Genomic DNA, 24,863 nt, shown 5'->3' with positions numbered 1-24,863 from the left:
AGGCCACGTGGGCGTCGGCATGCAGCCGGGCCGTGCTCCGTGTTCTTCGTACGGCAGCGTCACTGCTCAGCAGGCCGCCCGAGCCACGACACGAACATCCCGTCGGGATCCCAGGCGCCGCGGAGGTCGTCGAGCCGACGGAGGTTCTCGTCGGTGACGAAGCGGTACGGGCGGTTGAGCAGGTTTTCGTCGGCCAGCTGGATGCCGCTGGCGCAGGGCTCCCACGCGCGCATGTGGTCGGTCACCCACCTGGTGTACGTGTCGTCGTCGGCCGGGTCGGTCCAGGCCGCATAGAGCCCGTAATACAGCTCGTCCTCCACGGAGTAGGCCATCGACGGGCGTGCGGGCGCGCCCTCGTAGCCTCCCCAGTTGAACACCACCAGGTGTGACGGGGCGGGCGGCCAGGTCTTCAGCATCTCCTCGAAGTTGGGCCACAGGTCGTCGAAGGAGGCGTGGGTCCACATGTTGTCGGCCAGATACCGCTTGGTCTCGTCGTAGTGCGTGTCGGTGCCGAAGCGGCTCAAGGTGCCGGTGTCCGTCACCTCGTTGAGCCGGGTGGCGAGCGCCTGACCGCGTGCGGGGCAGGACTCGAAGATCGACAGCTGCTCCCGGGCCTCTTCCTCGGTGTCGGTGAAGGCCGTCGCGTTCAGGGCGAGGAGGGGCTCGTCGTGGGTCATCGGATCGCGGCTGCACAGCAGGTTGATCTCCGTCGGAGTCCGGCGGCCGATCTCGTGCACGAAGCGGTAGACGTCCTGCGCGGCCGAGGCCGGCCAGAAGTAGCCGCTGTTCATGGTGATCCGCATGCGCGGATACAGCTTGATGTGGAACCTGGTGACGACGGCGAAGAAGCCGGGGCCCGCTCCGCGGGCCGCCCAGAACAGGTCCGGATTCTCCTTCTCGTCGGCGTGCACCCGCTCGCCGGCGGCGGTGACCGCGTCGATACCGGTGACGGACATGCAGGCCGGTCCGTAGTCCCGCCCGGCCCAGGCGAACCCGCCTTGCAGCAGATATCCGCCGATGGACACGCCCGTGCAGTGCCCCGTGGGGAAGAAGAGGCGCTGATCGGCCAGCTTCGAGTTGAGTTCGGATCCCTTGATGCCGGGCTGGGCGGTGCCGGTCATCGTCTCCCGGTCGACCGTCACGTGCCGTAGGTTCGAGAGGTCGATCAGTACCGTGCCGTCACGCAGGTGCGAGGCGGACCAGCTGTGTCCGCCGGAGCGCACCGCGATCCGCAGGCCCTCCTGCCTGGCGAGCTTGACCGCTCCGACGACGTCGTCCTCGTTGTTCGCCAGAACGATCACTTCGGGGTACCGGTCCGGCACCCCTGCGTGCCAGCAGGCATCCCGGCGCAGGCTCTCGTAGCGGTAGTCGCCTCTCCGCAACACCCTCCCCTCGATAGCGGGCGTCATGTTTTCTCCCTCCGGCTCGTCCGTGAAAGGGCTCTGCTCAGAACGCTGCTCACGGCTGGTCGGCCGATTCCTTGCGGGTGAACTCATCGAAGATGTCCGGAAGGAACGCGGCGAGGTGGTTCATTTCCTGGGAGCAGTGCACGATCATGGCGCGCGCTTGCTCCGCTCCGAGTTTCTTCAGTCCTTGAGCAGCCGCGTCGAGCTCATCGGTCAGGGCCGCTCCGCCGCGGGGGGCGACGTACGTGCCGCCCATCCAGAAGCGTGAGCGCATCTCGCTGCCGCCCTTCACCCGGCGCACATGATGGATCAAGTAGCCCCAGTCGAGCGGGAGGCGGGACAGGCCGACCACACCGCAGACCGCGGTCGCCTCGTCCGGATCGAGGCCGTCGTCGCTGAACCCGAACCTGCTGGGAGGGACGAAACGAATGGCGAGCTCGCCGAGCGCGTTGCCGACGTATTCGTCGACGAAGGACGCCCCCGATGTACCTCTCGCGGTACGGGGTGGTGGGCGCCGCCGTCTCTCCTACCCATTCCGCATAGAGGTGGGCCCGCGGGTACCACAGCTTGTACCGCTGGGTCTCCGTGGTGTGCCACCAGAACCACCAGTCCAGCATGGCCGGGGACACCCCGGGCATGCGGGTCAGTGTGGCGATGTGCATGGACCCGTCGTCGAAGAGGCTGTATCCGTTCTCGAGGTCGTGGTAACCGCCGTCGCTCAGTGTTGCCGCGGCGTCGAGGTCCAGGCATAGCGGAGGCGCCTGCGGACCGAGTGCGAGCGCCTCCCGGACGTGCTCCGGCAGCGGCGCCATTACCGGATTCCAGTGCTTCGCATACCACTTGCCGTCGAGTTCGCCGGCGTGCATTCCCACGTGGGGCCGCCGGTCCGGGGCGGGCCGCGGATCCGTCAGGTCAGCCATACTGCACCCGCTCTCGCGGTGTCGTGGCCGCGGTCATCCGGCCGGCGTCACGATTCTCGACGCGCCGAGCACCCGTCCTTGTGCGTCAAGGGCCCTGACCTGGAAGTACGGGCCCCGGTTCGCTGTCGCGAGCGCCGTCTCGAACCCGGTGCGGGGGGCGTGTCCGACGACGACCCGCAGGGAGCGGGGGTGGGGCCCGGCGAGCAGTTGCCAGCCTCTGGTCTCCGTGGATCCGTTCCACGAGGCGTAGACGACGCTGCGTCCACCCCTGGCTCGTGCCGCTGCACTCGGCGGGTAGTACGGCTTGCCGACCCATCGGTTGCGGAAGGCACGGTACGAGATGTCGGAGCCCGGCATCTTCGCGTCGTAGAGCAGGTTCTGCGCGCCGTTGTTCTGGGAGTTTCCCGGATAGGCGTACTCCGAGTAGTAGGAATTCTGTCCCCACCCGATGAACTGGTTCCCGTGGGGAAGGGCCTGAGTGTTCCCTTGGGAGGCGGAGAACAGGGGCGGTGCGTGGTAGTAGGTCTGGTCGACGGTCGCCCGGCGGTGCGCGAAGTCAACGTTGAGGATCAGGCCGTGTGACTCCTGCTCCGGTGTGCTGTCCGTCTGGCCGCAGCAGCCGTCGTCGAACATGCTGATCCGGCTTCCCGGCCGGAACCTGGCGTCGTGCTGCCAGAAGAAGTCCGCGTTCGGGCCGAAGGTGAAGTCGCTCTTCTTCCCGCCGAGTTGCCAGCGGATCCGGCCGGTCCTTCTGGAGATGTTGTAGACCGCCCACATATTGCGTGCCGAGACCAGCAGTTCACCGTTGGGTCCCTCGTCGATCGAGTTCATGTGGTAGGCGTCCCACACTCCTCCCGATGACGACGCATCGGAGGCGGACACCTCGGAGTCGGCCGGATTGACGTGATCGAGAATGTCCCACGAGAAGACGAGTTCCCCCGTGGCGAGGTCGACCTCCTGCACCTCGCTGTCCAGGATGGCGCCGTTCTGCGGACCGCCGTAGCGCGTGAGGTCCATGGGGACCGGCTTGGTCGCGATGAACAGTGCGGTTCCTCTGCGGGTCAGGATGAATTCGTGCTCGTCCGGATGGAAGCCGTGACGGGCGAAAACCGTTCTGACCAGGCGGTAGTGGCTGTCATAGATGTAGTAGCAGCCACCCGGTTCGGGGGCGCCGCCCGGCAGGTTGGTGTACGCGGGCGGAATCGCGATGGACCCCTGCCAAAAGGTCAGCACGGGCTCCGCCCTGCGCTGGTGGGGGTGGTAGTACGTCTGCACCTTGAAGTCGGCGTTCTGCAGGCTCGTCGAGGGCAGAGGCCGGAACCAGACCGGCTGACCGGCGTTCTCGGAGATCAGCGCTCCGGTCTGGCCGATCATCGGGCTGCTGATGGTGTACGGGCCGACGAAGATTTTCCCGGGTGCCGTCCCCGGGCGCTGCGCGGTCACGCTGACCCGCATGGGATGAAGCCTCGGCGCGGAGACGAAGCTCCACACGCCGGGCCCCGAAGTGACCAGCTCCGGCGCAGGGGGGCTCCCCGTCGGCGGCGCCGGCTCGGTCGCACACAAGCGGGGCCCTGGCGGCGAACTCGCCTCGGCGGGAACCACCCAGCCCGCGACGGCGAGCCCCACGGCCAGTGCGCAGGTCCCTGCGGTGCGGCTCCTCCGCCTCATGGCCCTGCGAGCCCACGGCTTTCCCTCTGCCATCATCTCTCCATCGCGAGGTGCCACATCCTGAGCCGCCCGGGAACGTCCATCAGCAAGTTGCTGAGCCGGGATGCCCGCGCTTGCTGGTGACGCTAAGCACCACGGTCGGCCGACGCCTGCTGGAGACGCCGTCCGGTGGACGGAGCAGCGACAGACGCGACGTCACCACTCGTACCGGCTGGGTGTTTTCGGACCGCTCCCTGATGACGGCGGCAGCGGGGCATGCCGTCCCAACGGTCCATCAGACCGGCGCTGAGCAGGCGCGCACGAGCCGTAGTGCCTACCGTCACAGAGCACGGCTCCCGGCAATGAGCATTCCTGGGTGTATGGCCGGAGAGGGACGACAGGAGGCAGGCACAGGTGCGGTCATCATCAGTGAGCGAAGCCGCCGGGCACACACCTCCGCTCCGGCGATGCGTCCGCCGCTGCCTTCCCGAAGAAGGAGGCCGGCGGGTGGGCAGCCCTATGGGACGGATCAAGCGGTCGGGCAAACCGGCGGCTGCTCTGCTGCTTGCGACGGTCCTCACCGGGTGCGGGTTCGTCACGCCCTCGGGAGGCTCCGATGGCTCCGGGGCAACCCCGGGCAACGGTGACGTGGTGGGCACTCCCACACCGCTGCGCAACGTGCCCCGCGGACTGTCCACCGTGGCCGACGGGAAACTGGTCGTCTACCGCATGCCGGGTATGCAAGGAAACCGCATCAAAGCAACCGCCATGCTGTTCACTCCCAGAAAATCTCCTCCGGCCGGCGGCTGGCCGCTTTTCGTATGGGGTCACGGGACCGTCGGATGGGCCCCGGAGTGCGCACCGAGCGTCCAGCTCCAGGAACACAAAAAATGGGCTGACGGGCCGAACGCCGCGTTGTTGGCGGCCGTCCTGAAGATGGGCATTGCTGTCGTGGCGCCGGATTACGAGGGGATGGGCCCGACGGCAGCCGGCGTCACGGCCGGGCACGGCTATTACCATCTCTCAAGCGAGGGCAAGTCCATGATCTTCGCCGCAGTCGCCGCGAAACGGTATCTCGGCGGCAAAGCGTCCGGGAAATGGGCGCCGGCTGGATGGTCCGAAGGGGGATTCGCTGCGCTGGCCGCCGCGTACTACTCCCGGTTGTCCAAGAAGGCAGAGCCCGCTCTGGACTATCGGGGCACGATCGCTCTCGCCCCCGTCCCGGACGTCCCCGCCATGAACAAGCTCCTGTGGCGGGACATCGCCAACGCCTCCAAACCCGGGACCGCGCCCACGGAATATCAGATCGACCAGCTGGTCTTCGCCAACGCGGAAACCATCTACTTCACGAGAACCCAACGCAGTGCGGGCTATCGCGTCGACCCCGAACGGATCTACGGCCGGAATATGCTGAAATTCTATCAGCAGAACTGGCGGACATGTCTGGACGATCTGAATGCAATGGTCAAGCGCGATGTCAAAAACTATCTGAATTCCTCGCCTTCGCACCGCTTGGCGTCATATCCGGGGATCCGCGGAGACGGTCCGAACTCGCTGCCGGAGAACAGGCGATTCTACGAAAGGAACCAAGGGAAGCTGGAGAACTCGACGCTGCCGGGGTCGGTCCTCTGGCTTTATGGGGCCGATGACATCACCAGTCCGAGCTCTGTCACCTACCACGTCGTCAACAAGATGCTGGCCAACGCCAACGACATCAACCTCGCCGTTTTCGAGGGCGCCGGCCATTACGACGTGCCCACGGTCGGCCTACCGCTGATTCAGGCACGCCTGAGGCAACTCTTCTCGCTGAAGCCCTGAGCGCACCGACAGCGACCACGCCTCCGGTGCCCGCCACAGCCACTCGGCATCGATCGTGCCGCCCGTCCCGTCGTCGCCTGGCCGCCCCTGTTTCTCGTACGGTTCCTTACGATCATTCGCAGCACTTCACTGCACTGCACGGCACGGCACGAGGTAAGGACTGATCTGTTGATGAACCGTCCCTGGGCGCCCGGTGAGCTCTGTATATGCCGCAGCAGCCGTTCGGCCTGTTGCGGTTGTCCGGGCTCCCGGGCGGAGGGCGTCCGATGAGCCGGGCGGTGCTGGTGACCGGGGCCTCGCGGGGGATCGGCCGGGCGGTTGCGGAGCTCTTCGCCGCGCACGGGGACCGGGTCGCGCTGCATTACGCGTCGCGGCGGGAGGCGGCCCAGGAGGCGTTCGCGGGGCTGGCCGGGAGCGGGCACGTCCTGGTGCAGGGCGATGTGGGGACGCCGGAGGGCGCCGCGGCGATCGTCGAGGCGGCCGTGGAGGGGCTGGGCGGCGTCGATGTGCTCGTCAACAACGCCGCCGCCAACGAGCCGCATCCGCTGGACCGCACCTCCTTCGAGGACTGGCAGCGGATCTGGCGGCGCCTGGTGGACGTGAATCTGCTGGGGGCGGCGCATCTGACGCACTGCGCGGCGCGGAACATGATCGAGCGCGAGGTGGCGGGGCGGATCGTCAACATCGGCTCGCGCGGCGCGTTCCGGGGCGAGCCGGACCATCCCGCCTACGGCGCGTCGAAGGCGGCGCTGCATGCGATGGGCCAGTCGCTGGCGGTCCATCTGGCGCCGTACGGCATCGGCGTGGCCTCGGTGGCGCCCGGGTTCGTGGAGACGGAGCGGGTCGCGGACCGGCTGACGGAGGAGGTACGGCAGCAGAGCCCGTTCGGCCGGGTCGCCTCGCCGCAGGACGTGGCGTCCGCCGTGCACTACCTCGCCTCGCCGGAGGCGACCTGGGTCTCCGGGGCGGTGCTCGACGTCAACGGCGCGTCGTATCTGCGCTGAGAGACGCCGGGAGGCGCCGGGAGCAGTCGTCGGGAGAAGCCGAGACACCGGGAAAAGGGGAAGCCCCGGCCGAACGGGGGAATTCGGCCGGGGCGGCTCGGGGGCGCGGAGTGCTGACGGCGACGGCCGCCGGGATTCCTGCCGCGCGGTGGTGGGCCGGCTTTCCCAGGGGGAAGGCCCTCGGGCGCCGTCGTGCGGCGCCGCTTCCAATTGAACGATAAACCATAGGGTGAGCTTCCGGCGTACCGGGTGACGGCGCTCACCCTTCGCCGCCGGTCGCCGCGGCCGGCCGGCGGCGAAGGGCGGCGGTGACACCGCCCCTCGGTGCGGCCGTCGTTGGGGGTCGGGGCGTCACGGCTCGATGCGGATCGGACGGAAGCCGTCGTCCAGCAGACGTGGCAGATACCACTCCAGCGCCTGGACGGTCTGCCGGCGCTCGCCGCCCCCGTCGTGCGACAGGACGATCGCGCCGGGACGGATTTCGGCCAGGACGGTGTCGGCGATGGTCTCGGCGCCGGGGGTCGTCCAGTCCTGTGAGTCGACCGCCCAGCCGACGGGCGACATGCCCAGGTCGTTGCAGATGCTCAGCGAAGGGTCGTCCCAGGCGCCGTACGGTGCGCGGGCCAGGTCGGGGGCGGTGCCGAGGACCTCTTCGAGCAGGCTGCTGGTGCGCCCGAGTTCGCTGCGCACCGCGCCCGGGGGCAGCGTGGTGAGCTGCGGATGGGTCCAGGTGTGGTTGGCGACGGCATGCCCCTCGTCGGCGATGTCCCGCAGCAGGTCCGGGAACGCGACGGCGTTCTCGCCGATGACGAAGAACGTGGCGCGGGCATCGTGGCGGTGCAGGATCCGCAGGATGTCCGGGGTGTGCCGGGGGTGCGGACCGTCGTCGAAGGTCAGGAAGATCTCGCGGCGGTCGGTGGCGAGCGTGAAGGCGACATCGGGGTGCGGTGGCGAGGCGCCCGGACCGGAGCGGGAGGTCTCGCCGGCCATCGGGCGCAGCCGGTGGCTCTCCGGGTCGCCGGCCGTGGCGGGCCGGCCGGCGCCCGCCGGCGGGTCGGCTCCCGCGGTAGGGGACGCCGGCGTGCGGTGCGGGCCGCCCGGCTCCACGGCGCGGGACGGGAGCAGCACGCGGCCGACGGCGAGCGTACCGATCACGAGCGCGGCCCGGAGGAACGCCCGCCTGGCACTTGTGTGCTCATCGGATGTCACCCTTCAGGTGCTCTCACGCGGCCTTCCGGGGCGGCGGGAGCGACACGGGGCGGGCGGGTTCCGTACCCGATCGGCCCGCACGGCTGCCCGCGCGGGGCGCCCGCCCTCAGGCCGCCGCCCGGTGGCCCTTCGCCTCCGCGGCCGTCGTTGCGGCCTTGGTGACATCGGCGACCAGTTCCACGACATCGGGCCCGTACGCCTGCGAGTTGACCACCTTCAGCAGCAGACAGAACTGGCCGTCGGCCCCGTGCTTACGGGCCAGCCGGGCACGGTTGCGGACCAGATGGCGGACCGCGGCCCGGTGCGTGACCGGGCGCTGGCCGGCCGCCAGGAACACCGGGCGGTCACCTTCACCGGCCCGCAGCCGGGCCAGCAGAACGTACTCGACCGCGCCGGGCTCCATCCGGTACGCCGTGCCGCCAATGGTGAACGTGCCGCGGCCCGCGCCGGACTCGTCGCCCGGCTGCACCGCGACCCCCGGCAGCAGATTGGCCAGATGGGCCGCCAGCCGGCGGTGCGCGGTCGGGTCGCCAACACAGAACTCGGTGCGCGCGCCGAAGCCCTGCAGGCCGGTGTCGTGCGGCGCGACCTCGGGGTGCGCGCCGCAGTTCTCGATCACCGCGGCCAGCCCCAGCAGCGCCAGCGCGTCATGGCGCGGGATGCTCCAGTGCGCCGAGGAGCTGTCCCGATGAGTGACCAGCACGCACTCCGAACCGTCCGGCAGCCCGAAGAAGGCCTGTTCACGGGTCATCTTGTGGCGGACGGCCGCCGATCGCACGGCCCAGCCGGCGGCCAGGCCCACCAGGAGGGCCACGGCTGCGGTGGTCAGGAGCTGCAGGGTGTCGTCCATGGCCGGGGAGCGTAGCGGCATTCCGGGTGTGTGTTCGAGGGCGGGCGGGGCGCCCGGGCGGCTTGTCCCGGTCCGTGCGCGCCTACCGGATCCGTACGCAAAAGGGCAGCTGATCCGTACGTGAAAGGGCCGCCGATCCCGCCGCGCACGGCCGCCGATCCGTACGCCCATGGGCCCACCGCATCCCGCAGACCCTCTGTCGGGGCACGGCGCACACGAGTAGGCTCCGGCCGCCCCTTGCCGCCGCCCGCAGGCCCTTGGAGGAATCCCGGTATGACCAGAGCCCGACGCCTCACCGTCCTGGGAGCGGCCGCCGCGCTGGCCGGCTCCATGGTGGCGATTCCGGCCGCCGCCGGCTCCGCCGCGCCACCGCGCCCCGATGCGGCCCGGGGCCGCGCCACCGCCGCACCGGAGAAGTCCCCGGTCGCCGTCGGCTACGGCGGGGCCGTCTCCAGCGTCGACCCGGACGCCTCCGCCGCCGGCATCTCGGTGCTCAGGAAGGGCGGCAACGCCGTGGACGCCGCGGTCGCCACCGCCGCCGCCCTCGGCGTCACCGAGCCCTACTCCGCGGGCATCGGTGGGGGCGGCTACTTCGTCTACTACCAGGCAAGATCCCACTCCATACGCACCCTCGACGGCCGGGAGACCGCCCCGCGCACGGCCGGCAAGGACCTCTTCCTGGAGAACGGCACACCGCTCCCCTTCGACCAGGCCGTCACCAGCGGACTGGGCGTCGGCACCCCGGGCACCCCCGCCACCTGGGACACCGCCCTGCGCACGTGGGGCAGCCGGTCCCTGGGCCAGATGCTGGGCCCGGCCCGCAAGCTGGCCGCCGACGGATTCACGGTCGATGCGACCTTCCGTCAGCAGACCGCGGACAACGAAGCGCGCTTCCGGGACTTCCCGGCCACCGCCGGCCTCTTCCTGCCCGGCGGCAAGCTGCCGGCCGTCGGCTCGACCATGAAGAACCCCGATCTGGCGCGTACGTACGGGGAGTTGGCGCACAAGGGCATCGGCGCGCTCTACGACGGCGCGGTGGGCCGGGACATCGTCCGTACGGTACAGAAACCGCCGGTGCGCCCCGGCTCCACCCGCAGGGTGCGGCCCGGCAAGCTGACCGCGGGTGATCTGCGGGCCTACCGGACCCTGAGCCAGGCGCCGACCCACACCCGCTACCGCGGCCTCGACGTCTACGGCATGGCGCCGTCCTCCTCCGGCGGCACCACCGTCGCCGAGGCGCTCAACATCCTGGAGAAGAGCGACCTCTCGCGGCTGAGTGAGCAGCAGTATCTGCACCGGTACCTGGAGGCGAGCCGGATCGCCTTCGCCGACCGCGGCCGCTGGGTCGGCGACCCGGCGCAGGAGAACGTACCGACCAAGGGCCTGACCTCCCAGCGGTTCGCCGACTCCCGGGCCTGCCTGATCCGCGACGACAAGGCCCTGACCAGCCCGCTGCCGCCCGGCGACCCGCGCCACCCGAAGCCCTGCGGCAGCGCCGGCAAGGCCGCCCCGACGACGTACGAGGGGCCGAACACCACCCATCTGACCGTCGCCGACAAGTGGGGCAACGTCGTCGCCTACACCCTGACCATCGAGCAGACCGGCGGCAGCGGCATCGTCGTCCCGGGCCGCGGCTTCCTGCTCAACAACGAGCTCACCGACTTCTCCTTCGCGCCCGCCGACCCGGCCGTCCATGACCCGAACCTGCCCGGTCCCGGCAAGCGGCCGCGTTCGTCCATGTCGCCGACGATCGTGCTGCGCCACGGCCGGCCGGTGGTGGCGCTCGGCTCGCCCGGCGGCGCGACCATCATCACCACCGTGCTGCAGACCCTGGTCAACCACTTCGACCGGGGGATGCCGCTGGCCGACGCGATCGCCGCACCGCGGGCCAGCCAGCGCAACGCGGCACAGACCGACCTCGAACCCGCCCTGTGGAACAGCCCGCTGCGCACCCAACTCGAAGCGCTCGGCCATGCCTTCAAGCCGAACCCGGAGATCGGGGCGGCCACCGGCGTCCAGCGGCTGCCGGACGGCCGCTGGCTGGCCGCGGCCGAGAAGGTACGGCGCGGCGGTGGCTCGGCGATGGTCGTCCACCCGAAGTGACGGCGCCGGCGGGTGCGTCCGGCCCACGCCACCGCGGGTGGGTAACCCGGACGACACACCGCCGGTACCCGCCCGGCCGCTGTGTGCCGTCCGTGTGTCGTCGATGTGCCGCCCCGCGCGGCGCCGTTGATGGTGATCGAGGTGGCGATTAGCCTCCTGGGACCGTTCGTTCGAATGAGCGGTCCCAGGGAGGGCACGCAGCGTGAGCGTTGACGAGAGCCAGGACAGCGAGACCGGGGCGGCCCCGGCCCGGCACATCGGTGCACCGGCCGGGGAGTTGGAGGGCCTCACCGAGCAGGCGCGGGCGCTGGCCGAAGGGCGGGTGGGCTCGACCGCGCTGGTACGGCGGACGCTGGAGCGCATCGCGGCCACCCAGGGCACGGTCAATGCCTTCCGGCGGGTACGGGCCGAGGCGGCGATGGCGGAGGCCGCGGAGGCCGACCGCAGGCTGGCGGCCGGCGAGCGGCTGCCGCTGCTCGGGGTGCCGGTCGCGGTCAAGGACGACACCGACGTGGCGGGCGAGCCGACCGCGTTCGGCTGCGCCGGCGAGTTCCCGCCCAAGGAGCGCGACGCCGAGGTCGTCCGGCGGCTGCGCGCGGCCGGCGCGATCATCGTCGGCAAGACCAACGCCTGCGAACTGGGGCAGTGGCCGTTCACCGAGGGCCCGGCCTTCGGCAACACCTGCAACCCCTGGAACCTCGCCCACACGCCGGGCGGCTCGTCCGGCGGCTCGGCCGCGGCGGTCGCGGCCGGCCTGGTGCCGGCCGCGCTCGGCACCGACGGCGCGGGCTCGGTCCGGATCCCCGCCGCCTGGTCCCACCTCGTCGGCATCAAGCCCCAGCGCGGCCGCATCTCCACCTGGCCCGACCCCGAGTCCTTCCAGGGCATCACCGGCATCGGACCGCTGGCCCGTACGGTCGAGGACGCGGCCCTGCTGCTGGACGTGGCCAGCGGCAACCACGAGGGCGATCTGCACCGGCCGCCCGCCATCGCGGCCCGCGAGGCGGCCGGCCGCGACCCGGGCCGGCTGCGCATCGCGCTGTCCTGGAAGGCGGCCCTCACCTTCACCCGCAAGCCGCTGCACCCCGACGTCCGGGCCGCGGTGACCGGGGTGGCCCGCACCCTGGCCCGCCTGGGGCACTTCGTCGAGGAGGCCGAACCGGACTACGGACTCGTCGGGCTCGCCTTCGTCCCGCGCGCCACGGCCGGCGTGGGGGAGTGGGCGGACCGGGTCCCGGACCGCTCCCTGCTGGACCGCCGGACGCGGGGGGCGGCACGGATGGGCCGGCTGCTCGGCGGTCCCGTCCTGCGCCGGGCGCGCGCCGTCGAGCGGCGCCAACAGTCCCGTATCGGCGCGCTGTTCGGCCCCTACGACGTCCTGCTGACGCCGACCACCGCCACCCCGCCCCCGCGCATCGGCACCCTCGCCAAGCTCAACGGCTGGCGTACGGATCAGGCCATGATCGCGGCCTGCCCGTACGCCTGGCCGTGGAACGTCCTCGGCTGGCCGGGCGTGAGCGTGCCCGCGGGGTTCAGCGCCGACGGCCTGCCGCTGGGCGCCCAGCTGCTGGGCCCGGCCCACGCCGAGCCCCTGCTGATCTCGCTGGCCGCCCAGCTCCAGGACGATCTGCGCTGGCACGAGCGGCGCCCGCCCGGGCACCCGGAGCGGCTCGACGGCGTACCGCGCTGAGCCTCAGCCGAGCAGCGCGAGGATCGCCTCGGTCGTGTCGGTCTCGCCGAGCCGTGGGAAGACCTTCTCCACGCTGTTGCGGTGGGTGTCGGCGTCCAGGTCGGTCACCGCGTCGGTGGCGACGGTGACGTGGTAGCCGTGCTCGTGCGCGGCACGGGCGGTGGACTCGACCCCGATGCTGGTGGCGATGCCGGCGAGGACGATCTGGGTGACCCCGCGGCGGCGCAGTTCCAGGTCCAGGTTCGTGCCGTGGAAGGCGCCCCACTGCTGCTTGGTGACGAGGATGTCGCCGTCCTGCCGGCCGAGCTCGGGCACCAGCTCCGCCCAGTCGGCGGGCGGGGTGCCGCCCGGCCGCGGGGACTCGGTACGGCCCGGCGCCCCGCCCGTGACGTTCACCAGGACGACGGGCAGCCGGTGCGTCCGGAACGCGGCGGCCAGCCGGGCGCCGCGCCCGATGACGTCGGCGGAGGGCAGCGGGAGGCAGGGCAGCCCGGCGATGCCCCGCTGCAGATCGATCAGTACCAGGGCGGTCGTGGCATCGAGGGTGGTGGCGGGCACGGGGGCTCCTTGTGGGGTGAGGGGTGGTGGTGTGGTGACGGGTGTGGCCGTGGTGGGCCGGGGGACCGATGGCTGGATTCAGCCGCCGGTCCCGGTCGTGGTCCCGGTCGCGGTCACGGTCCCCGTCGCGCCGGGCCGCAGGCCGCGGTCGGCGAGGGTCAGGGTGAGCAGCAGCAGGCCGAGCACGACGCCGATCAGGGCGATCTCGTGCAGCCCGGAGTCGGAGGCGCGCTGCCCGTACAGCAGCCCGATGAGGCCGGCTGCGGTGATCGCGCCGAGGTACTGGGCGGTGCGCTGGAGCCCGGCGGCCGCGCCCACGCCGTCGGCCGGGGCCTGGGCGTAGACGGCGGCCTGGTTGCCGGTGGAGGACAGGCCCTGCGGGATGCCGAAGAGCGCCCCGGCACACAGCAGCGCGACCAGCGGGCCGGCGCCCTGGAGCAGGAGGAAGACGCCGCTGCCCAGGGCGAGACAGACCGCGGCGACGGTCAGCGGGGCGCGGATCCCCTTCGTCCGGGCGCCCACGAGCGAGCAGACCGCGGCGGCGAGGGACATCGGCAGCATGATCAGTCCGGCCTGGAAGGACGAAGCGCCGTGCACCTGCTCCAGCCACTGGCTGAAGCCGTACAGCACGCAGTAGATGACGAGATAGGTCAGTCCGTGCCGGAGGTAGGTGCGCACCAGCGCGCCGTTACGGGCGAGCATCCGCAGGTCGATGAAGGGCGCCGGGTGGCGCAGCTGCCACCACATCAGGGCGCCCGCGAGCACCCCGGCCGGCGCCAGCAGCAGCCACTGCGGGTCCTCCAGGTGCAGCAGGAAGACCATGACGCAGGTCAGCGCCGCGGCGAACAGGGCGATGCCCAGCGGGTCGAGGGAGGCAGAGGTGGAGGCGGACGCACTCCCGGCGTGCGCCGGCCGGGCGTCCTTCCGGTCGGCCGGGAGCCAGAGCAGCGCGCCGACCAGGGCGAGCAGCGCGAGCGGAACGTTCACCGCGAACACCGCGCGCCAGCCCGCGGTCGCGGCGAGCAGCCCGCCGAGCGTGGGGCCGACGGCCGCGCTGCCCAGCGCGGCGAGCGAGAGCCGGCCGAGCACCTGACGCGGGGTGGGGCAGCCGGTCCTCAGGGACTCGGCGCGCAGCACCGCCATCGCGGCGGGGTAGGCGGCCGCGGTGCCGATCCCGAGCACGACCCGGGAGACGATCAGCAGCGCGAAGGTGGGGGCCAGCGCCCCGAGGACGCCCGCCGCGCAGACGGTCAGCGCCCCGGCGGCGAAGACCCGGCGGGGCCCGATGCGGTCGGCGAGCCGCCCCATCGACGGCTGGCCCACCGCACTGGCGAGATACATCGCGGAGACCAGCCAGGCGGTGTCGGCGGCGCCGACGTGGAAGTCCTGGCCGATCGCCACCAGCGCGGTGGCGATCATCGTCGAGTTGATGGGGTTCAGCAGCGAGCCGAGCAGCAGCGGCGCCATCAGCCGGGGGCCGAAGGCGGGGCCGGAGCTGGAGCCGGGGCCGGTGGCGGCGGCGGGGGCGGCGCCGGGGGCGGTCCGTTCACAGGCCTCCTGCCCCGGGGCCGCCGGCGGTATCGCCGCCTCCGGCACAGCGCCGCCCCGTCCGAGCCTGGCGGAGTCGCTCATTCCGACATCAGCCGCCGCATCAGCTCGGTGGCCGTCGCCAGGGTCCGCTGCTCCTCCGGGGTCAGCCGGTCGGCGATGGCCACCGCCAGCCAGTTGTGCTTGGCCTGCCGTACGACGGCGAGCAGCCGGCGGCCCTCCTCGGTGAGGGAGAAGACGACCTGGCGGCCGTCCGTCGGATGCGGGCGGCGGGCGAGGACGCCGCGCTCCTCCAGCGCCCCGACGGTCAGCCGCATGGACTGCGGGCGGACCCGCTCGGCGCGGGCCAGGGCGGCGATGGTCGCCTCACCGTCGGTGTCGATGCGGCCGATCACCGCGCGCTGGGTCGGGGAGAGCTCGCCATGGGGCGAGGCGGCGCGCATCTGCCGCATGAGCAGCGAAACGGCGGCGCCCAGCTCCGTCGCGAGATGTTCGTGGTCCTTTTCCGGCATACCTTCAGCGTAGGAGATTGACAGGCAAACTTGCAAGCTTGCCTGTCGATATTCCCGGAAGGCGCCCGGGCGCGCCACAGTGGAGATGGTCTTGCCACGGTGGGTGACGGGGCTTACGGTCACCTCCACACGCGTAGATCGCGCCGTGCACCGGGTCGTGGATCCCGCGTGGCCGCAGGCTGACGCATCGACAAAGGAGCAGCTCATGGCCGATGTTGTGCGTGCCGCACTGGTCCAGGCGACCTGGACCGGCGACACCGAATCGATGATCGCGAAGCATGAGGAGTACGCCAGAGCGGCGGCCGCGCAGGGCGCGAAGGTGATCGGCTTCCAGGAGGTCTTCAACGCTCCGTACTTCTGCCAGGTCCAGGAGCCCGAGCACTACCGCTGGGCCGAGCCGGTGCCCGACGGCCCGACCGTCCGGCGGATGCAGGACCTCGCCCGCGAGACCGGCATGGTCATCGTCGTCCCCGTCTTCGAGGTCGAACAGTCCGGCTTCTACTACAACACCGCGGCCGTCATCGATGCCGACGGTACGGTCCTGGGCTCCTATCGCAAGCACCACATCCCGCAGGTCAAGGGCTTCTGGGAGAAGTACTACTTCAAGCCGGGCAACGCCGGCTGGCCGGTCTTCGACACCGCCGTCGGCAAGGTCGGCGTCTACATCTGCTACGACCGCCACTTCCCGGAAGGCTGGCGGCAGTTGGGCCTCAACGGCGCCCAGCTGGTCTACAACCCCTCCGCCACCTCCCGCGGCCTGTCCGGCTACCTGTGGCAGCTGGAGCAGCCCGCCGCCGCGGTCGCCAACGAGTACTTCATCGCGGCGATCAACCGGGTCGGTGTCGAGGAGTACGGCGACAACGACTTCTACGGCACCAGCTACTTCGTCGACCCCCGGGGCCAGTTCGTCGGCGCCCTCGCCAGCGACTCCAAGGAGGAACTGGTCGTCCGCGACCTCGACTTCTCCCTGATCGACGAGGTCCGCCAGCAATGGGCCTTCTACCGCGACCGCCGACCCGACGCGTACGACGGGCTGGTGCAGCCATGACCCAGCACCCCCAGGACGCGGCGAGCCTGCACGCCCGCCACCAGGCCGCCCTGCCCTCCTGGCTGAGCCTCTACTACGAGCGGCCGCTCGAACTCACCCACGGCGAGGGCCGGCACGTCTGGGACGCCGAGGGCAACCGCTACCTCGACTTCTTCGGCGGCATCCTCACCACCATGACGGCCCATGCGCTGCCCGAGGTGACCAAGGCCGTCAGCGAGCAGGCCGGCCGCATCATCCACACCTCGACGCTCTACCTCTCCCGCCCCATGGTCGACCTGGCCGAGCGGATCGTGGCGCTCTCCGGCATCCCCGATGCCCGGGTCTTCTTCACCACCTCCGGCACGGAGGCCAATGACGCGGCCCTGCTGCTGGCCACCGCGCACCGCCGCTCCAACCAGGTCCTGGCGATGCGCAACAGCTACCACGGCCGGTCGTTCTCCACCGTCGGCATCACCGGCAACCAGAGCTGGTCGCCCACCAGCCTCTCGCCGCTCCAGACGCTCTATGTGCACGGCGGGGTGCGCACCCGCGGCCCGTACTCCGAGCTCGGCGACCGCGAGTACATCGCCGCCTGCGTCGCCGACCTGGAGGACATGCTCCAGCAGACCGCGGGCGGCGTCGCCGCGCTGATCGCCGAACCGGTCCAGGGCGTCGGCGGGTTCACCATGCCGCCGGACGGGCTGTACGCCGCCTTCCGCGAGGTGCTCGCCCGGCACGGCATCCTCTGGATCAGCGACGAGGTACAGACCGGCTGGGGCCGTACCGGCGACCATTTCTGGGGCTGGCAGGCGCACGCCGACAACGGCCCGCCGGACCTGCTCACCTTCGCCAAGGGCATCGGCAACGGCATGGCCATCGGCGGCGTGGTGGCCCGTGCGGAGGTGATGAACTCGCTCACCGCGAACTCCATCTCCACCTTCGGCGGCAGCCCCGTCACCATGGCCGCGGGCCTCGCCAACCTCAACTACCTGCTCGAACACGATCTGCAGGGCAACGCCCGACGGGTCGGCGGACTGCTCATCGAACGGCTGCGGGCGGTGACCGCCGGCCTCGACCTCGTACGCGAAGTGCGCGGCCGCGGCCTGATGATCGGCGTCGAACTCGTCCGTCCCGGCACCGACGAGCGCGCCCCGGAGGCCGCGTCACTGGTGCTGGAGGCCGCCCGCGAGCGCGGCCTGCTGATCGGCAAGGGCGGCCAGGGCGGCGCCTCGCTGCGCATCGCGCCCCCGATGACGCTGACCGTCGCCGAGGCGGAAGAGGGCGCGACGCTGCTCGCGGACGCGCTCCAGGCGACGCAGGGGGTGCTGGCGCCCTCGTAGGTGCGGCGCTCCGGAAGCGTGCGGCCGGGGCCGGGTTCCGAGCTCCGGCTCCGGCCGTTGCGCGGGGCGGGCCGGGCGGAACCCTGCGGACACGACCTACGCCCGACCCGCCGCCGCCCGCACCGTCTCCGCCACCAGGCGGAAGAAACTTGTGTGCGCCCGCCGGCTGCACGGGGCCTCCGGGTTCCACGGCAGCAGCCGGGCCCGGGCCTCGATCGCGCGCCAGTGCTCGTCGGTCCGGAGCTGCTCGGGCCGGGCGGCGTTGACCCGTACGTCCATCAGCACGATGTCCGGGTCCATCGCCGCAGCGTCCGCCCAGCCGACCGTGGACCAGTTCAGACCGGCACCGGCCGCCGGCGCCAGCAGGCCGACGCCGTGTTCGGCCAGCGCCCGCAGCTCCGGCCAGGAACCGGGCCGGGCCAGATGCACCCGCTCGGGGCCCGCGGGCGACAGCGCCAGCACCCGCGGCCGTACCGCACCGCCGGCCGCTTGCCGCAGGGCGTCCTCCGCGGCGTCCAACTCGCGGGCGGCGCCCAGGGGTTCGCCCCGGCCGAGCGAGCCGGCCAGCGCCGCGAACCGTTCGCGCACCTCGGCCAGGCTGCGGCCGGGGCCCACCGCGACCGTGGCGAGCGGGACATGGGCCTCCAGCTCCTCCGCCGCCTTCTGCGCCAGCCCGTAGACCTGCTCGCCGTCATAGGTCACCGCCACCACCAGGTCCGGCTCCGCCGCCAGCAGGGCGTCCGGGTGCAGGGCGTGGCCCGCACCGAGGTAGGGGATCTCGGCGAGCGGCAGCTCCCCGCTCTTGGCGGGGTCGGGGGCGGCGCCGTCGTGCGCGGACCCGAACAGCCCGACGGGCCGTATGCCGTGGTCCCACAGCGTCGCCCCCGCCTGTATGTACGCCACGATCCGGTACGGCCGCTCCCCGGCCACCGCGAGGCGCCCCCGGTCGTCGGAGAACTCCCACGGTGTGCTCTGCTCCATGACCTGCCGCCTTCTGCGTCGTCCGTCCGGGTGCCGTACCGCTGCTCGCGAGGGTCCCCGCCCGCGTCGGCGGATATCTGCCCATCGCGCCACCCCCGCACCCCTCGGGGCCCGGCCGCGGGCCCGGCGGCCGGCCCGCGTTCAACCGTCCAGCTGATCGTGGGCGCAACACGAAAGTCTCCACTGATCAACGGTCACGGTATTGCCACCGTGGGTGACATGCTTCTACGGTCTCCCTCTCGGCCGGAATCTACGGGTGTAGACGGGGCAGTGGCTCGGTGGCTGCCCCGGCTCACGCCCCAAGTTCGGATGGGCCAGGCGATGCCGGGCTGTCTGGCAGTCCTGCTGTCCTTCGAATGCGATGTGAAGGGACTTCTCGGGAATGACTCGGACTCTCATCACCGGCGGCCTTGTGATCACTGCCGCTGAGGAGATGCATGCGGACGTGCTGGTCGAGCATGGTCGTGTGGAGGCGGTGGCGACACCGGGCAGTCAGCAGTGGACCGCCGATCGCGTCCTCGACGCTTCGCAGAAGTATGTGATCCCGGGCGGGGTCGACGCGCACACGCACATGGAGTTGCCGTTCGGCGGCACCTTCGCGTCGGACACGTTCGAGACCGGTACGAAGGCGGCGGCGTGGGGCGGGACGACGACCATCATCGATTTCGCGGTGCAGTCGAAGGGCACGGCGTTGCGGTCCGGCCTGGACGCCTGGCATGCGAAGGCCGACGGCAACTGCGCGATCGATTACGCCTTCCACATGATTGTGTCCGACGTAAATGAGTCGACGCTCAAGGAAATGGACGGTCTGGTCGCCGAAGGCGTGAGCTCGTTCAAATTGTTCATGGCGTATCCGGGGGTCTTCTACTCCGACGACGGGCAGATCCTGCGCGCCATGCAACGGGCCGGCGAGAACGGCGGCCTGATCATGATGCACGCCGAGAACGGCATCGCGATCGATGTGCTCGTGCAGCAGGCCCTGGCGCGGGGCGAGACCGACCCGCGGTATCACGGAGAGGTCAGGAAAGCGCTCCTGGAGGCCGAGGCGACGCATCGCGCGATCAAGCTGGCCCAGGTCGCGGGGGCGCCGCTGTATGTCGTGCACGTGTCGGCGCAGGAAGCCCTCGCCGAGCTGGCGCGCGCTCGCCACGACGGCCTGCCGGTGTTCGGCGAGACCTGCCCTCAGTACCTGTTCCTGTCGACGGAGAACCTCGCCGAGCCGGACTTCGAGGGCGCGAAGTACGTCTGCAGCACGCCGCTTCGGCCGCGCGAGCACCAGGCGGCGCTCTGGCGGGGCTTGCGTACGAACGATCTCCAGGTGGTGTCGACGGACCACTGCCCGTTCTGCTTCGCCGGGCAGAAGGAGCTCGGTCGTGGCGACTTCTCCAAGATCCCCAACGGGATGCCCGGCGTCGAGAACCGTATGGACCTGCTCCACCAGGCGGTCGTCGACGGCCATATCTCCCGCCGCCGCTGGATCGAGATCGCCTGCGCGACACCGGCCCGGATGTTCGGCCTGTACCCGAAGAAGGGCACCATCGCGCCGGGCTGCGACGCCGACATCGTGATCTACGACCCGCACGCCGAGCAGACCGTCTCGGCGGCCACGCACCACATGAACGTCGACTACTCGGCATACGAGGGCAAGCGCCTGACCGGACGGGTGGAGACGGTCCTCTCGCGCGGCGAACTCGTCATCACCGAGCGGGAGTTCACGGGCAGCGTCGGGCACGGCGCGTACACCCCGCGCGGAACCTGTCAGTACCTCAACTGAGGAACCACGGAGGGGACCACCATGGACTTCGGACTCGTTCTGCAGACCGACCCGCCGGCCTCCGAGGTCGTGAGCCTCATGAAGCGCGCGGAGGCAGGGGGATTCACGCACGGCTGGACGTTCGACTCGTGCGTGCTGTGGCAGGAGCCGTTCGTCATCTACAGCCGCATCCTGGCCGAGACGAGCCGCCTCACGGTAGGCCCGATGGTCACGAACCCGGGCACCCGTACCTGGGAGGTCACGGCCTCCACCTTCGCCACCCTCAACGACATGTACGGCAACCGCACCGTGTGCGGCATCGGCCGCGGCGACTCCGCGATGCGGGTGGCGGGCCGCAAGCCCCACACGCTCGCGCGGATCAGCGAGGCCATGAAGGCCATCCGGGCGCTCGGGCGCGGCGACGAGGCAGACCTCGGCGGCGGCACGATCGTGAAGTTCCCCTGGGTGCGCGAAGGCGCCCAACTGCCCGTCTGGATGGCGGCGTACGGTCCGAAGGCGCTCAAGATGGCCGGCGAGGAGGCTGACGGCTTCATCCTGCAGCTTGCCGACCCGTTCCTCACGGAGTGGATGGTGAAGGCGGTGCGCGAAGCCGCAGCGGCGGCAGGCCGTTCCCCCTCCGATGTCAAGATCTGTGTCGCGGCCCCCGCGTACGTCACCGAGGACTCGCCCGAGGCGCTCGCGCACGCGCGCGAACAGTGCCGCTGGTTCGGTGGCATGGTCGGTAACCATGTAGCCGATCTGGTGTCCACGTACGGCGCGGACTCCGGCCTGGTCCCGCAGGAGCTGACGGACTACATCAAAGCCCGCGAGGGCTACGACTACGCTCACCACGGCCGCGCCGGCAACCCTGACACCACGTTCGTCCCCGACGAGATCGTGGACCGCTTCTGTCTCGTCGGCCCGGCGTCCGCGCACGTGGAAAAGTTGCGCCGGCTGCGGGAGCTGGGCGTCGACCAGTTCGCGCTGTACGCGATGCACGACGCGAAGCGAGCAGTGATCGACGCGTATGCCGGTGACGTCATTCCCGTGATGCAGGCACCGACGGCGAGTCGGGACTCGGGCCGTCCTCGGGCCCGAAAAGGGCGTGCAGGGTGACCAGGCGATTGACCCTCACGTGTTGCAGCGCAACTGCCGTGGCCCGGTTCGCATCTCCCGAGGCGATCGCCTCGTAGAGCCGCTGGTGCTCCTCCAGCAGGTGGCTCCACTCACGGTTCTGCCTGGTGATCCACCGCATACGGCCTTCAGCGGTGTGCAGGGCCTTGGCGATCGCGCTGTTGTCCGCCAGCGCCAGGATCTGCTCGTGGAATCGGTTGTTGATCTCAAAAATCTCGGCCATCGCCTGCCGCTGGGTAGCCTTCGCCGCCTGGTCCAGCAGAGCCCGCAACGTCTCAAGATCGTGGGGGGACGCGCGGTCCGCGGCCAGCCCGGCGATGTAACCCTCCAGCGCTTCCCGGAGCTCGAAGAGCTCATCCACGTCCTTGCGGGTGAGCCGGCGTACGACAACACGGCGCGCGGACTCCGCGGTGAGAAACCCCTCCGCCGTGAGGATCCGGATGGCTTCCCGGACGGGCAGGCGCGAGACGCCGAAGAGCTCGGCGACTTCCCGCTCGACCAGACGGCTGCCCGGCTCCAGCTCACCGTTGATGATGCGCTCTCGTAGCTCGGTGTGGACGCGTTCGCGGACGGCCGCCAAGGGCTGCGGCGGCTGTGCAGCAGCGGACACCTCTCACTTCCCGTCGATGGTGCGGTGACCCTCAGGTCCGTTACCACATGGTAGTTGCCGCGTGGCGGCCACCACGAGGCCGGGGCGCCCCGAAATCGCCGGACGACTCCATTGACCGGCTGCCGTGAGGGGTGCATCATCGGCCTAAGTTTGGGATCCCAAAATTCGCCAAGGTGACGCCTTGCGCCCATGTGACATCCTCGATCCGCTCTGCACGGAGGCGTTCGTCCATGAATCCCATCGAAGGTGCCGTGCCCGGCACCGCCACCCCGCCCCCCGACCCGAGACTCCACAACGCGGACCTGGCTCCTGCGACAACAGGCCAGCGCAAGTGGAAGGTCTTCGACCTGTTCGCCATGTGGATGTCCGATGTGCACAACCTCGGCAACTACACCTTCGCCGCCGGTCTGCTGGTGCTGGGCATGAGCGCGTGGCAGATCTTCTCCTCGCTGCTGGTCGGCTTCGTGATCATCTACATCGGCATGAACCTCATGGGACGCCTGGGCCAGCGCACCGGTGTGCCCTTCCCCGTGGTGGCCCGTATCAGCTTCGGCGTCTGGGGCGCCAATATCCCCGCACTGATCCGAGCCGTCATCGCCATCATGTGGTACGGCATCCAGACCTACCTGGCTTCCGTGGCCGTCAATGTCCTCCTCCTGACCGCCGACCCTTCCCTGAGGTCATTGACGACGCGCAGCTTCCTCGGCCTGAACGAGCTCGGCTGGATCTCGTTCCTCGCTCTCTGGGTCCTTCAGGCGCTGATCATCAGCCGCGGCATGGAGGCCGTCCGTAAGTTCCAGGACTTCTGCGGACCGGCCATCTGGCTCGTGATGATCGTGCTGGCCGTGTGGATCATGATGAAGGCGCACTGGCACATCTCGCTGACCAGCAGCCTCAAGCACATCTCGACCGGTGAGCAGGTCCGGATGTGGTTCGGCGGTGTCGGGCTGATCCTCTCCACCTACGGCACCCTGATGCTCAACTTCTGCGACTTCGCACGCTTCGCCCCGGACGAGCGAACGGTGCGGCGCGGCAACTTCTGGGGCCTGCCGATCAACTCCTCGGCCTTCGCCCTGGTGTCGGTGATCGTCACGGCGGGCAGCGTGCAGGTGTTCGGCACGGCCATCACGGATCCCGCCGAGTTGATCGCCAAGGTAGGGAACCCCGTCGTCCTGGTCATCGGCGCGCTGACCTTCGCGATCGCCACCATGGGTGTCAACATCGTGGCCAACTTCGTTTCGCCCGCCTACGACCTGGCCAACGTCTATCCGAAGCGGATCTCCTTCAAGGTCGGCGGCATGATCAGCACAGTGGCCGCGCTCCTCGTCCTGCCGTGGAACCTGTTCTCCAACCCGGTCGTGATCAACTACTTCCTCGGCGGCCTGGGCGCCTTCCTCGGCCCCTTGTACGGCGTGATGATGGTGGACTACTACCTGATCAAGCGCGGCCGGGTCGACGTCGACCGACTCTTCGTCGCTGACGCCTCGTCACCGTACTTCTACCGCAAGGGCTTCAACCCCAGGGCGCTGATCGCCTTCATCCCCACCGCCGTCCTCAGCGCGGTGATCGCCCTGGTACCGGTCTTCTCTCCGATAGCGGCTTACTCCTGGTTCATCGGCGCGGCCAGTTCCGCGCTGCTGTACCGGCTGGTGGCCGACCGTCAGCCCGCCACGGTTCCTCTGGTCCCGGCGGTGGAGAGTGAGCATGCCTGACAAGACGCGCATCCTGGTCACCAACTGCAATACCACGGTCGCGATGACCGAGGAGATCTGCGCCGGTGCCCGGGCGGCAGCCGGCCCAGGCACCGAGATCGTCGGCCTGACCCCGTTCTGGGGGCCGGAGTCGGCCGAGGGGTGGGTGGACAGCTATCTGTCCGCCGCCGCCGTGCTCGATCTGCTGCGCGACGTCGACGAACCCTTCGACGCGCTGGTCATGGCGGGCTTCGGCGAGCACGGCCGGGAAGGTGCCCGGGAACTGCTCGACGTCCCGGTGGTCGACATCACCGAGGCCGCCGCCCACCTCGCCTGCTTGCTCGGGCGGCGCTACGGCGTGGTCACCACGCTGGAGCGTTCCTGCGGCCAGATCGAGGACAGTCTGCTCACCGCCGGCGTCGCCCAGCACTGCGCGGCCGTCGTCGCCACCGGCCTGGGCGTACTGGAACTCGCCGACGAAGCAAGAGCACTGGCCGCCATCACCGCCGCCGGCGCCCGCGCCCGCCAGGCCGGGGCCGAGGTACTGGTGCTGGGCTGCGCCGGCATGACCCGGTTGGTGCGGACCGTCGCATCGGACCTGGGCATGCCCGTCGTCGACGGCGTCGCCGCGGCCGTCAAACTCGCCGAGTCCCTCGTCGGCCTGGGTCTGTCCACCAGCCGTGTCGGCTCCTACGCCAAACCTCTGGCCAAGCAGCGACAGTGGGGTCTGCCCCCGACCACGTCCGGGGGGTGCCAGGGTCCGGCCCGAGCATAGGCGTTGTCCATGGCCCGTGCCCGTCGGTACGTGGATGACTCGACCGGGAGCCAGGAGGGACGCCCATGTGCGTCTCAACTGGCTCCCCCCACGACGGAGTTCCTCGCCCCGGCGCACGACCTGAAGGGCGATCAGAAGACGGAATGAACTGCTGGGCCTCATGGATATCGAGGTCCGCGTCACGAGTGAGGCGCCCGGCATGTTGCGGAATGTCGGCTGCCCGTTTGCCGTATGGTTCAGAGGCCGCGGACGCCTGGTAGCCTCCGCCTGTTCAGAGATGAGCAAGG

General features: G+C 70.7%; 19 protein-coding genes and 1 pseudogene. 10 read left to right on the top strand and 10 right to left on the bottom strand.

Annotated features, from left to right (window positions below):
• Positions 1 to 59: 59 nt before the first annotated feature.
• From CPH93_RS05850 to CPH93_RS05840, 3 genes and pseudogenes are all read right to left on the bottom strand, one after another.
• Positions 60 to 1,409 (bottom strand): FAD-binding oxidoreductase, encoded by a 1,350-nt coding sequence (locus tag CPH93_RS05850; RefSeq protein WP_159394963.1) that lies wholly within the window; start codon positions 1,407 to 1,409, stop codon positions 60 to 62.
• 49 nt (positions 1,410 to 1,458) lie between these two features.
• Positions 1,459 to 2,218, bottom strand: a pseudogene (locus CPH93_RS35680) (DAPG hydrolase family protein).
• A gap of 141 nt (positions 2,219 to 2,359) precedes the next feature.
• A complete protein-coding gene (locus CPH93_RS05840) occupies positions 2,360 to 3,781 on the bottom strand; it encodes an arylsulfotransferase family protein (protein WP_096212172.1) in 1,422 nt (473 codons plus the stop codon).
• 711 nt (positions 3,782 to 4,492) lie between these two features.
• On the opposite strand from CPH93_RS05840, the gene CPH93_RS05835 reads away from it, so the two are divergent.
• Positions 4,493 to 5,791 carry an alpha/beta hydrolase family protein gene (locus CPH93_RS05835; protein WP_107470860.1) on the top strand — a complete coding sequence of 433 codons (1,299 nt, stop codon included), beginning with the start codon at positions 4,493 to 4,495 and terminating at the stop codon, positions 5,789 to 5,791.
• 266 nt (positions 5,792 to 6,057) lie between these two features.
• Entirely contained in the window at positions 6,058 to 6,795 is a 738-nt protein-coding gene (locus CPH93_RS05830) for an SDR family NAD(P)-dependent oxidoreductase (protein ID WP_093486390.1), read from the top strand.
• A gap of 351 nt (positions 6,796 to 7,146) precedes the next feature.
• On the opposite strand, the gene CPH93_RS05825 is transcribed toward CPH93_RS05830, so the two are convergent.
• Together CPH93_RS05825 and CPH93_RS05820 are read right to left on the bottom strand one after the other, a co-directional pair.
• Positions 7,147 to 8,004 carry a polysaccharide deacetylase family protein gene (locus tag CPH93_RS05825; protein ID WP_096212170.1) on the bottom strand — a complete coding sequence of 286 codons (858 nt, stop codon included), beginning with the start codon at positions 8,002 to 8,004 and terminating at the stop codon, positions 7,147 to 7,149.
• Between the two features lie 106 nt (positions 8,005 to 8,110).
• On the bottom strand, positions 8,111 to 8,854 hold the full coding sequence (locus tag CPH93_RS05820; protein WP_093486394.1) for a hypothetical protein: 744 nt from the start codon (positions 8,852 to 8,854) through the stop codon (positions 8,111 to 8,113).
• A gap of 273 nt (positions 8,855 to 9,127) precedes the next feature.
• Here CPH93_RS05820 and ggt point away from each other — a divergent pair, with 273 nt between their 5' ends.
• Positions 9,128 to 10,957, top strand: coding sequence for a gamma-glutamyltransferase (gene ggt / locus CPH93_RS05815; protein WP_096212169.1), 1,830 nt, complete (start codon positions 9,128 to 9,130; stop codon positions 10,955 to 10,957).
• Between the two features lie 202 nt (positions 10,958 to 11,159).
• Positions 11,160 to 12,647 (top strand): amidase, encoded by a 1,488-nt coding sequence (locus tag CPH93_RS05810; protein ID WP_096212168.1) that lies wholly within the window; start codon positions 11,160 to 11,162, stop codon positions 12,645 to 12,647.
• 3 nt (positions 12,648 to 12,650) lie between these two features.
• Here the strand turns inward: CPH93_RS05810 and CPH93_RS05805 are convergent, their stop codons facing one another.
• The 3 genes from CPH93_RS05805 to CPH93_RS05795 all read right to left on the bottom strand — a co-directional run bounded on the left by CPH93_RS05805 (position 12,651) and on the right by CPH93_RS05795 (position 15,265).
• Positions 12,651 to 13,205 carry an isochorismatase family protein gene (locus tag CPH93_RS05805; protein WP_093486400.1) on the bottom strand — a complete coding sequence of 185 codons (555 nt, stop codon included), beginning with the start codon at positions 13,203 to 13,205 and terminating at the stop codon, positions 12,651 to 12,653.
• 78 nt (positions 13,206 to 13,283) lie between these two features.
• A complete protein-coding gene (locus CPH93_RS05800; protein WP_231977194.1) occupies positions 13,284 to 14,837 on the bottom strand; it encodes an MFS transporter in 1,554 nt (517 codons plus the stop codon).
• Positions 14,834 to 15,265, bottom strand: coding sequence for a MarR family winged helix-turn-helix transcriptional regulator (locus CPH93_RS05795; RefSeq protein WP_093486402.1), 432 nt, complete (start codon positions 15,263 to 15,265; stop codon positions 14,834 to 14,836). Before CPH93_RS05795 ends, CPH93_RS05800 begins: the two co-directional genes overlap by 4 nt.
• Before the next feature lie 205 nt (positions 15,266 to 15,470).
• Between CPH93_RS05795 and CPH93_RS05790 the strand changes: the two genes are divergently transcribed.
• Positions 15,471 to 16,313 carry a nitrilase-related carbon-nitrogen hydrolase gene (locus CPH93_RS05790; RefSeq protein WP_093486404.1) on the top strand — a complete coding sequence of 281 codons (843 nt, stop codon included), beginning with the start codon at positions 15,471 to 15,473 and terminating at the stop codon, positions 16,311 to 16,313.
• A complete protein-coding gene (locus CPH93_RS05785) occupies positions 16,310 to 17,632 on the top strand; it encodes an aspartate aminotransferase family protein (protein WP_173909727.1) in 1,323 nt (440 codons plus the stop codon). Before CPH93_RS05790 ends, CPH93_RS05785 begins: the two co-directional genes overlap by 4 nt.
• 96 nt (positions 17,633 to 17,728) lie before the next feature.
• On the opposite strand, the gene CPH93_RS05780 is transcribed toward CPH93_RS05785, so the two are convergent.
• Positions 17,729 to 18,613: an ABC transporter substrate-binding protein gene (locus tag CPH93_RS05780; RefSeq protein ID WP_093486408.1), complete on the bottom strand. Its 885-nt coding sequence runs from the start codon at positions 18,611 to 18,613 to the stop codon at positions 17,729 to 17,731.
• 382 nt (positions 18,614 to 18,995) lie between these two features.
• Between CPH93_RS05780 and hydA the strand changes: the two genes are divergently transcribed.
• Entirely contained in the window at positions 18,996 to 20,387 is a 1,392-nt protein-coding gene (hydA, locus tag CPH93_RS05775) for a dihydropyrimidinase (protein ID WP_093486410.1), read from the top strand.
• 21 nt (positions 20,388 to 20,408) lie between these two features.
• The gene (locus CPH93_RS05770; protein ID WP_093649251.1) at positions 20,409 to 21,482 is read left to right on the top strand and encodes a TIGR03842 family LLM class F420-dependent oxidoreductase; all 1,074 of its coding nucleotides are present in this window, start codon (positions 20,409 to 20,411) and stop codon (positions 21,480 to 21,482) included.
• Here CPH93_RS05770 and CPH93_RS05765 read toward each other — a convergent pair.
• Positions 21,406 to 22,110, bottom strand: a complete 705-nt coding sequence (locus CPH93_RS05765; RefSeq protein WP_093486414.1) for a GntR family transcriptional regulator — start codon at positions 22,108 to 22,110, stop codon at positions 21,406 to 21,408. The genes CPH93_RS05770 and CPH93_RS05765 overlap by 77 nt on opposite strands.
• A gap of 230 nt (positions 22,111 to 22,340) precedes the next feature.
• Between CPH93_RS05765 and CPH93_RS05760 the strand changes: the two genes are divergently transcribed.
• Together CPH93_RS05760 and CPH93_RS05755 are read left to right on the top strand one after the other, a co-directional pair.
• On the top strand, positions 22,341 to 23,822 hold the full coding sequence (locus CPH93_RS05760) for an NCS1 family nucleobase:cation symporter-1 (protein ID WP_093649252.1): 1,482 nt from the start codon (positions 22,341 to 22,343) through the stop codon (positions 23,820 to 23,822).
• Positions 23,815 to 24,576 carry an aspartate/glutamate racemase family protein gene (locus tag CPH93_RS05755; protein WP_093486418.1) on the top strand — a complete coding sequence of 254 codons (762 nt, stop codon included), beginning with the start codon at positions 23,815 to 23,817 and terminating at the stop codon, positions 24,574 to 24,576. Before CPH93_RS05760 ends, CPH93_RS05755 begins: the two co-directional genes overlap by 8 nt.
• Positions 24,577 to 24,863: the final 287 nt, after the last annotated feature.

It is taken from the genome of Streptomyces sp. 2323.1, assembly GCF_900221035.1.
In the GTDB taxonomy this organism is placed as follows: Bacteria; Actinomycetota; Actinomycetes; order Streptomycetales; family Streptomycetaceae; genus Streptomyces; species Streptomyces sioyaensis.
The sequence above is the reverse complement of the archived record's forward strand: the minus strand, read 5'-3'. Positions and strand labels throughout refer to the sequence as shown.

Excerpts from the sequence above, each read along its gene's own strand:
- CPH93_RS05820 (WP_093486394.1), bottom strand. The coding sequence starts at position 8,854 with ATGGACGACACCCTGCAGCTCCTGACCACCGCAGCCGTGGCCCTCCTG.
- ggt (WP_096212169.1), top strand. The coding sequence starts at position 9,128 with ATGACCAGAGCCCGACGCCTCACCGTCCTGGGAGCGGCCGCCGCGCTG.
- CPH93_RS05795 (WP_093486402.1), bottom strand. The coding sequence starts at position 15,265 with ATGCCGGAAAAGGACCACGAACATCTCGCGACGGAGCTGGGCGCCGCC.
- CPH93_RS05790 (WP_093486404.1), top strand. The coding sequence starts at position 15,471 with ATGGCCGATGTTGTGCGTGCCGCACTGGTCCAGGCGACCTGGACCGGC.
- CPH93_RS05830 (WP_093486390.1), top strand. The coding sequence starts at position 6,058 with ATGAGCCGGGCGGTGCTGGTGACCGGGGCCTCGCGGGGGATCGGCCGG.
- hydA (WP_093486410.1), top strand. The coding sequence starts at position 18,996 with ATGACTCGGACTCTCATCACCGGCGGCCTTGTGATCACTGCCGCTGAG.
- CPH93_RS05800 (WP_231977194.1), bottom strand. The coding sequence starts at position 14,837 with ATGAGCGACTCCGCCAGGCTCGGACGGGGCGGCGCTGTGCCGGAGGCG.
- CPH93_RS05835 (WP_107470860.1), top strand. The coding sequence starts at position 4,493 with ATGGGACGGATCAAGCGGTCGGGCAAACCGGCGGCTGCTCTGCTGCTT.
- CPH93_RS05785 (WP_173909727.1), top strand. The coding sequence starts at position 16,310 with ATGACCCAGCACCCCCAGGACGCGGCGAGCCTGCACGCCCGCCACCAG.
- CPH93_RS05840 (WP_096212172.1), bottom strand. The coding sequence starts at position 3,781 with ATGCGGGTCAGCGTGACCGCGCAGCGCCCGGGGACGGCACCCGGGAAA.
- CPH93_RS05770 (WP_093649251.1), top strand. The coding sequence starts at position 20,409 with ATGGACTTCGGACTCGTTCTGCAGACCGACCCGCCGGCCTCCGAGGTC.
- CPH93_RS05760 (WP_093649252.1), top strand. The coding sequence starts at position 22,341 with ATGAATCCCATCGAAGGTGCCGTGCCCGGCACCGCCACCCCGCCCCCC.
- CPH93_RS05755 (WP_093486418.1), top strand. The coding sequence starts at position 23,815 with ATGCCTGACAAGACGCGCATCCTGGTCACCAACTGCAATACCACGGTC.
- CPH93_RS05850 (WP_159394963.1), bottom strand. The coding sequence starts at position 1,409 with ATGACGCCCGCTATCGAGGGGAGGGTGTTGCGGAGAGGCGACTACCGC.
- CPH93_RS05780 (WP_093486408.1), bottom strand. The coding sequence starts at position 18,613 with ATGGAGCAGAGCACACCGTGGGAGTTCTCCGACGACCGGGGGCGCCTC.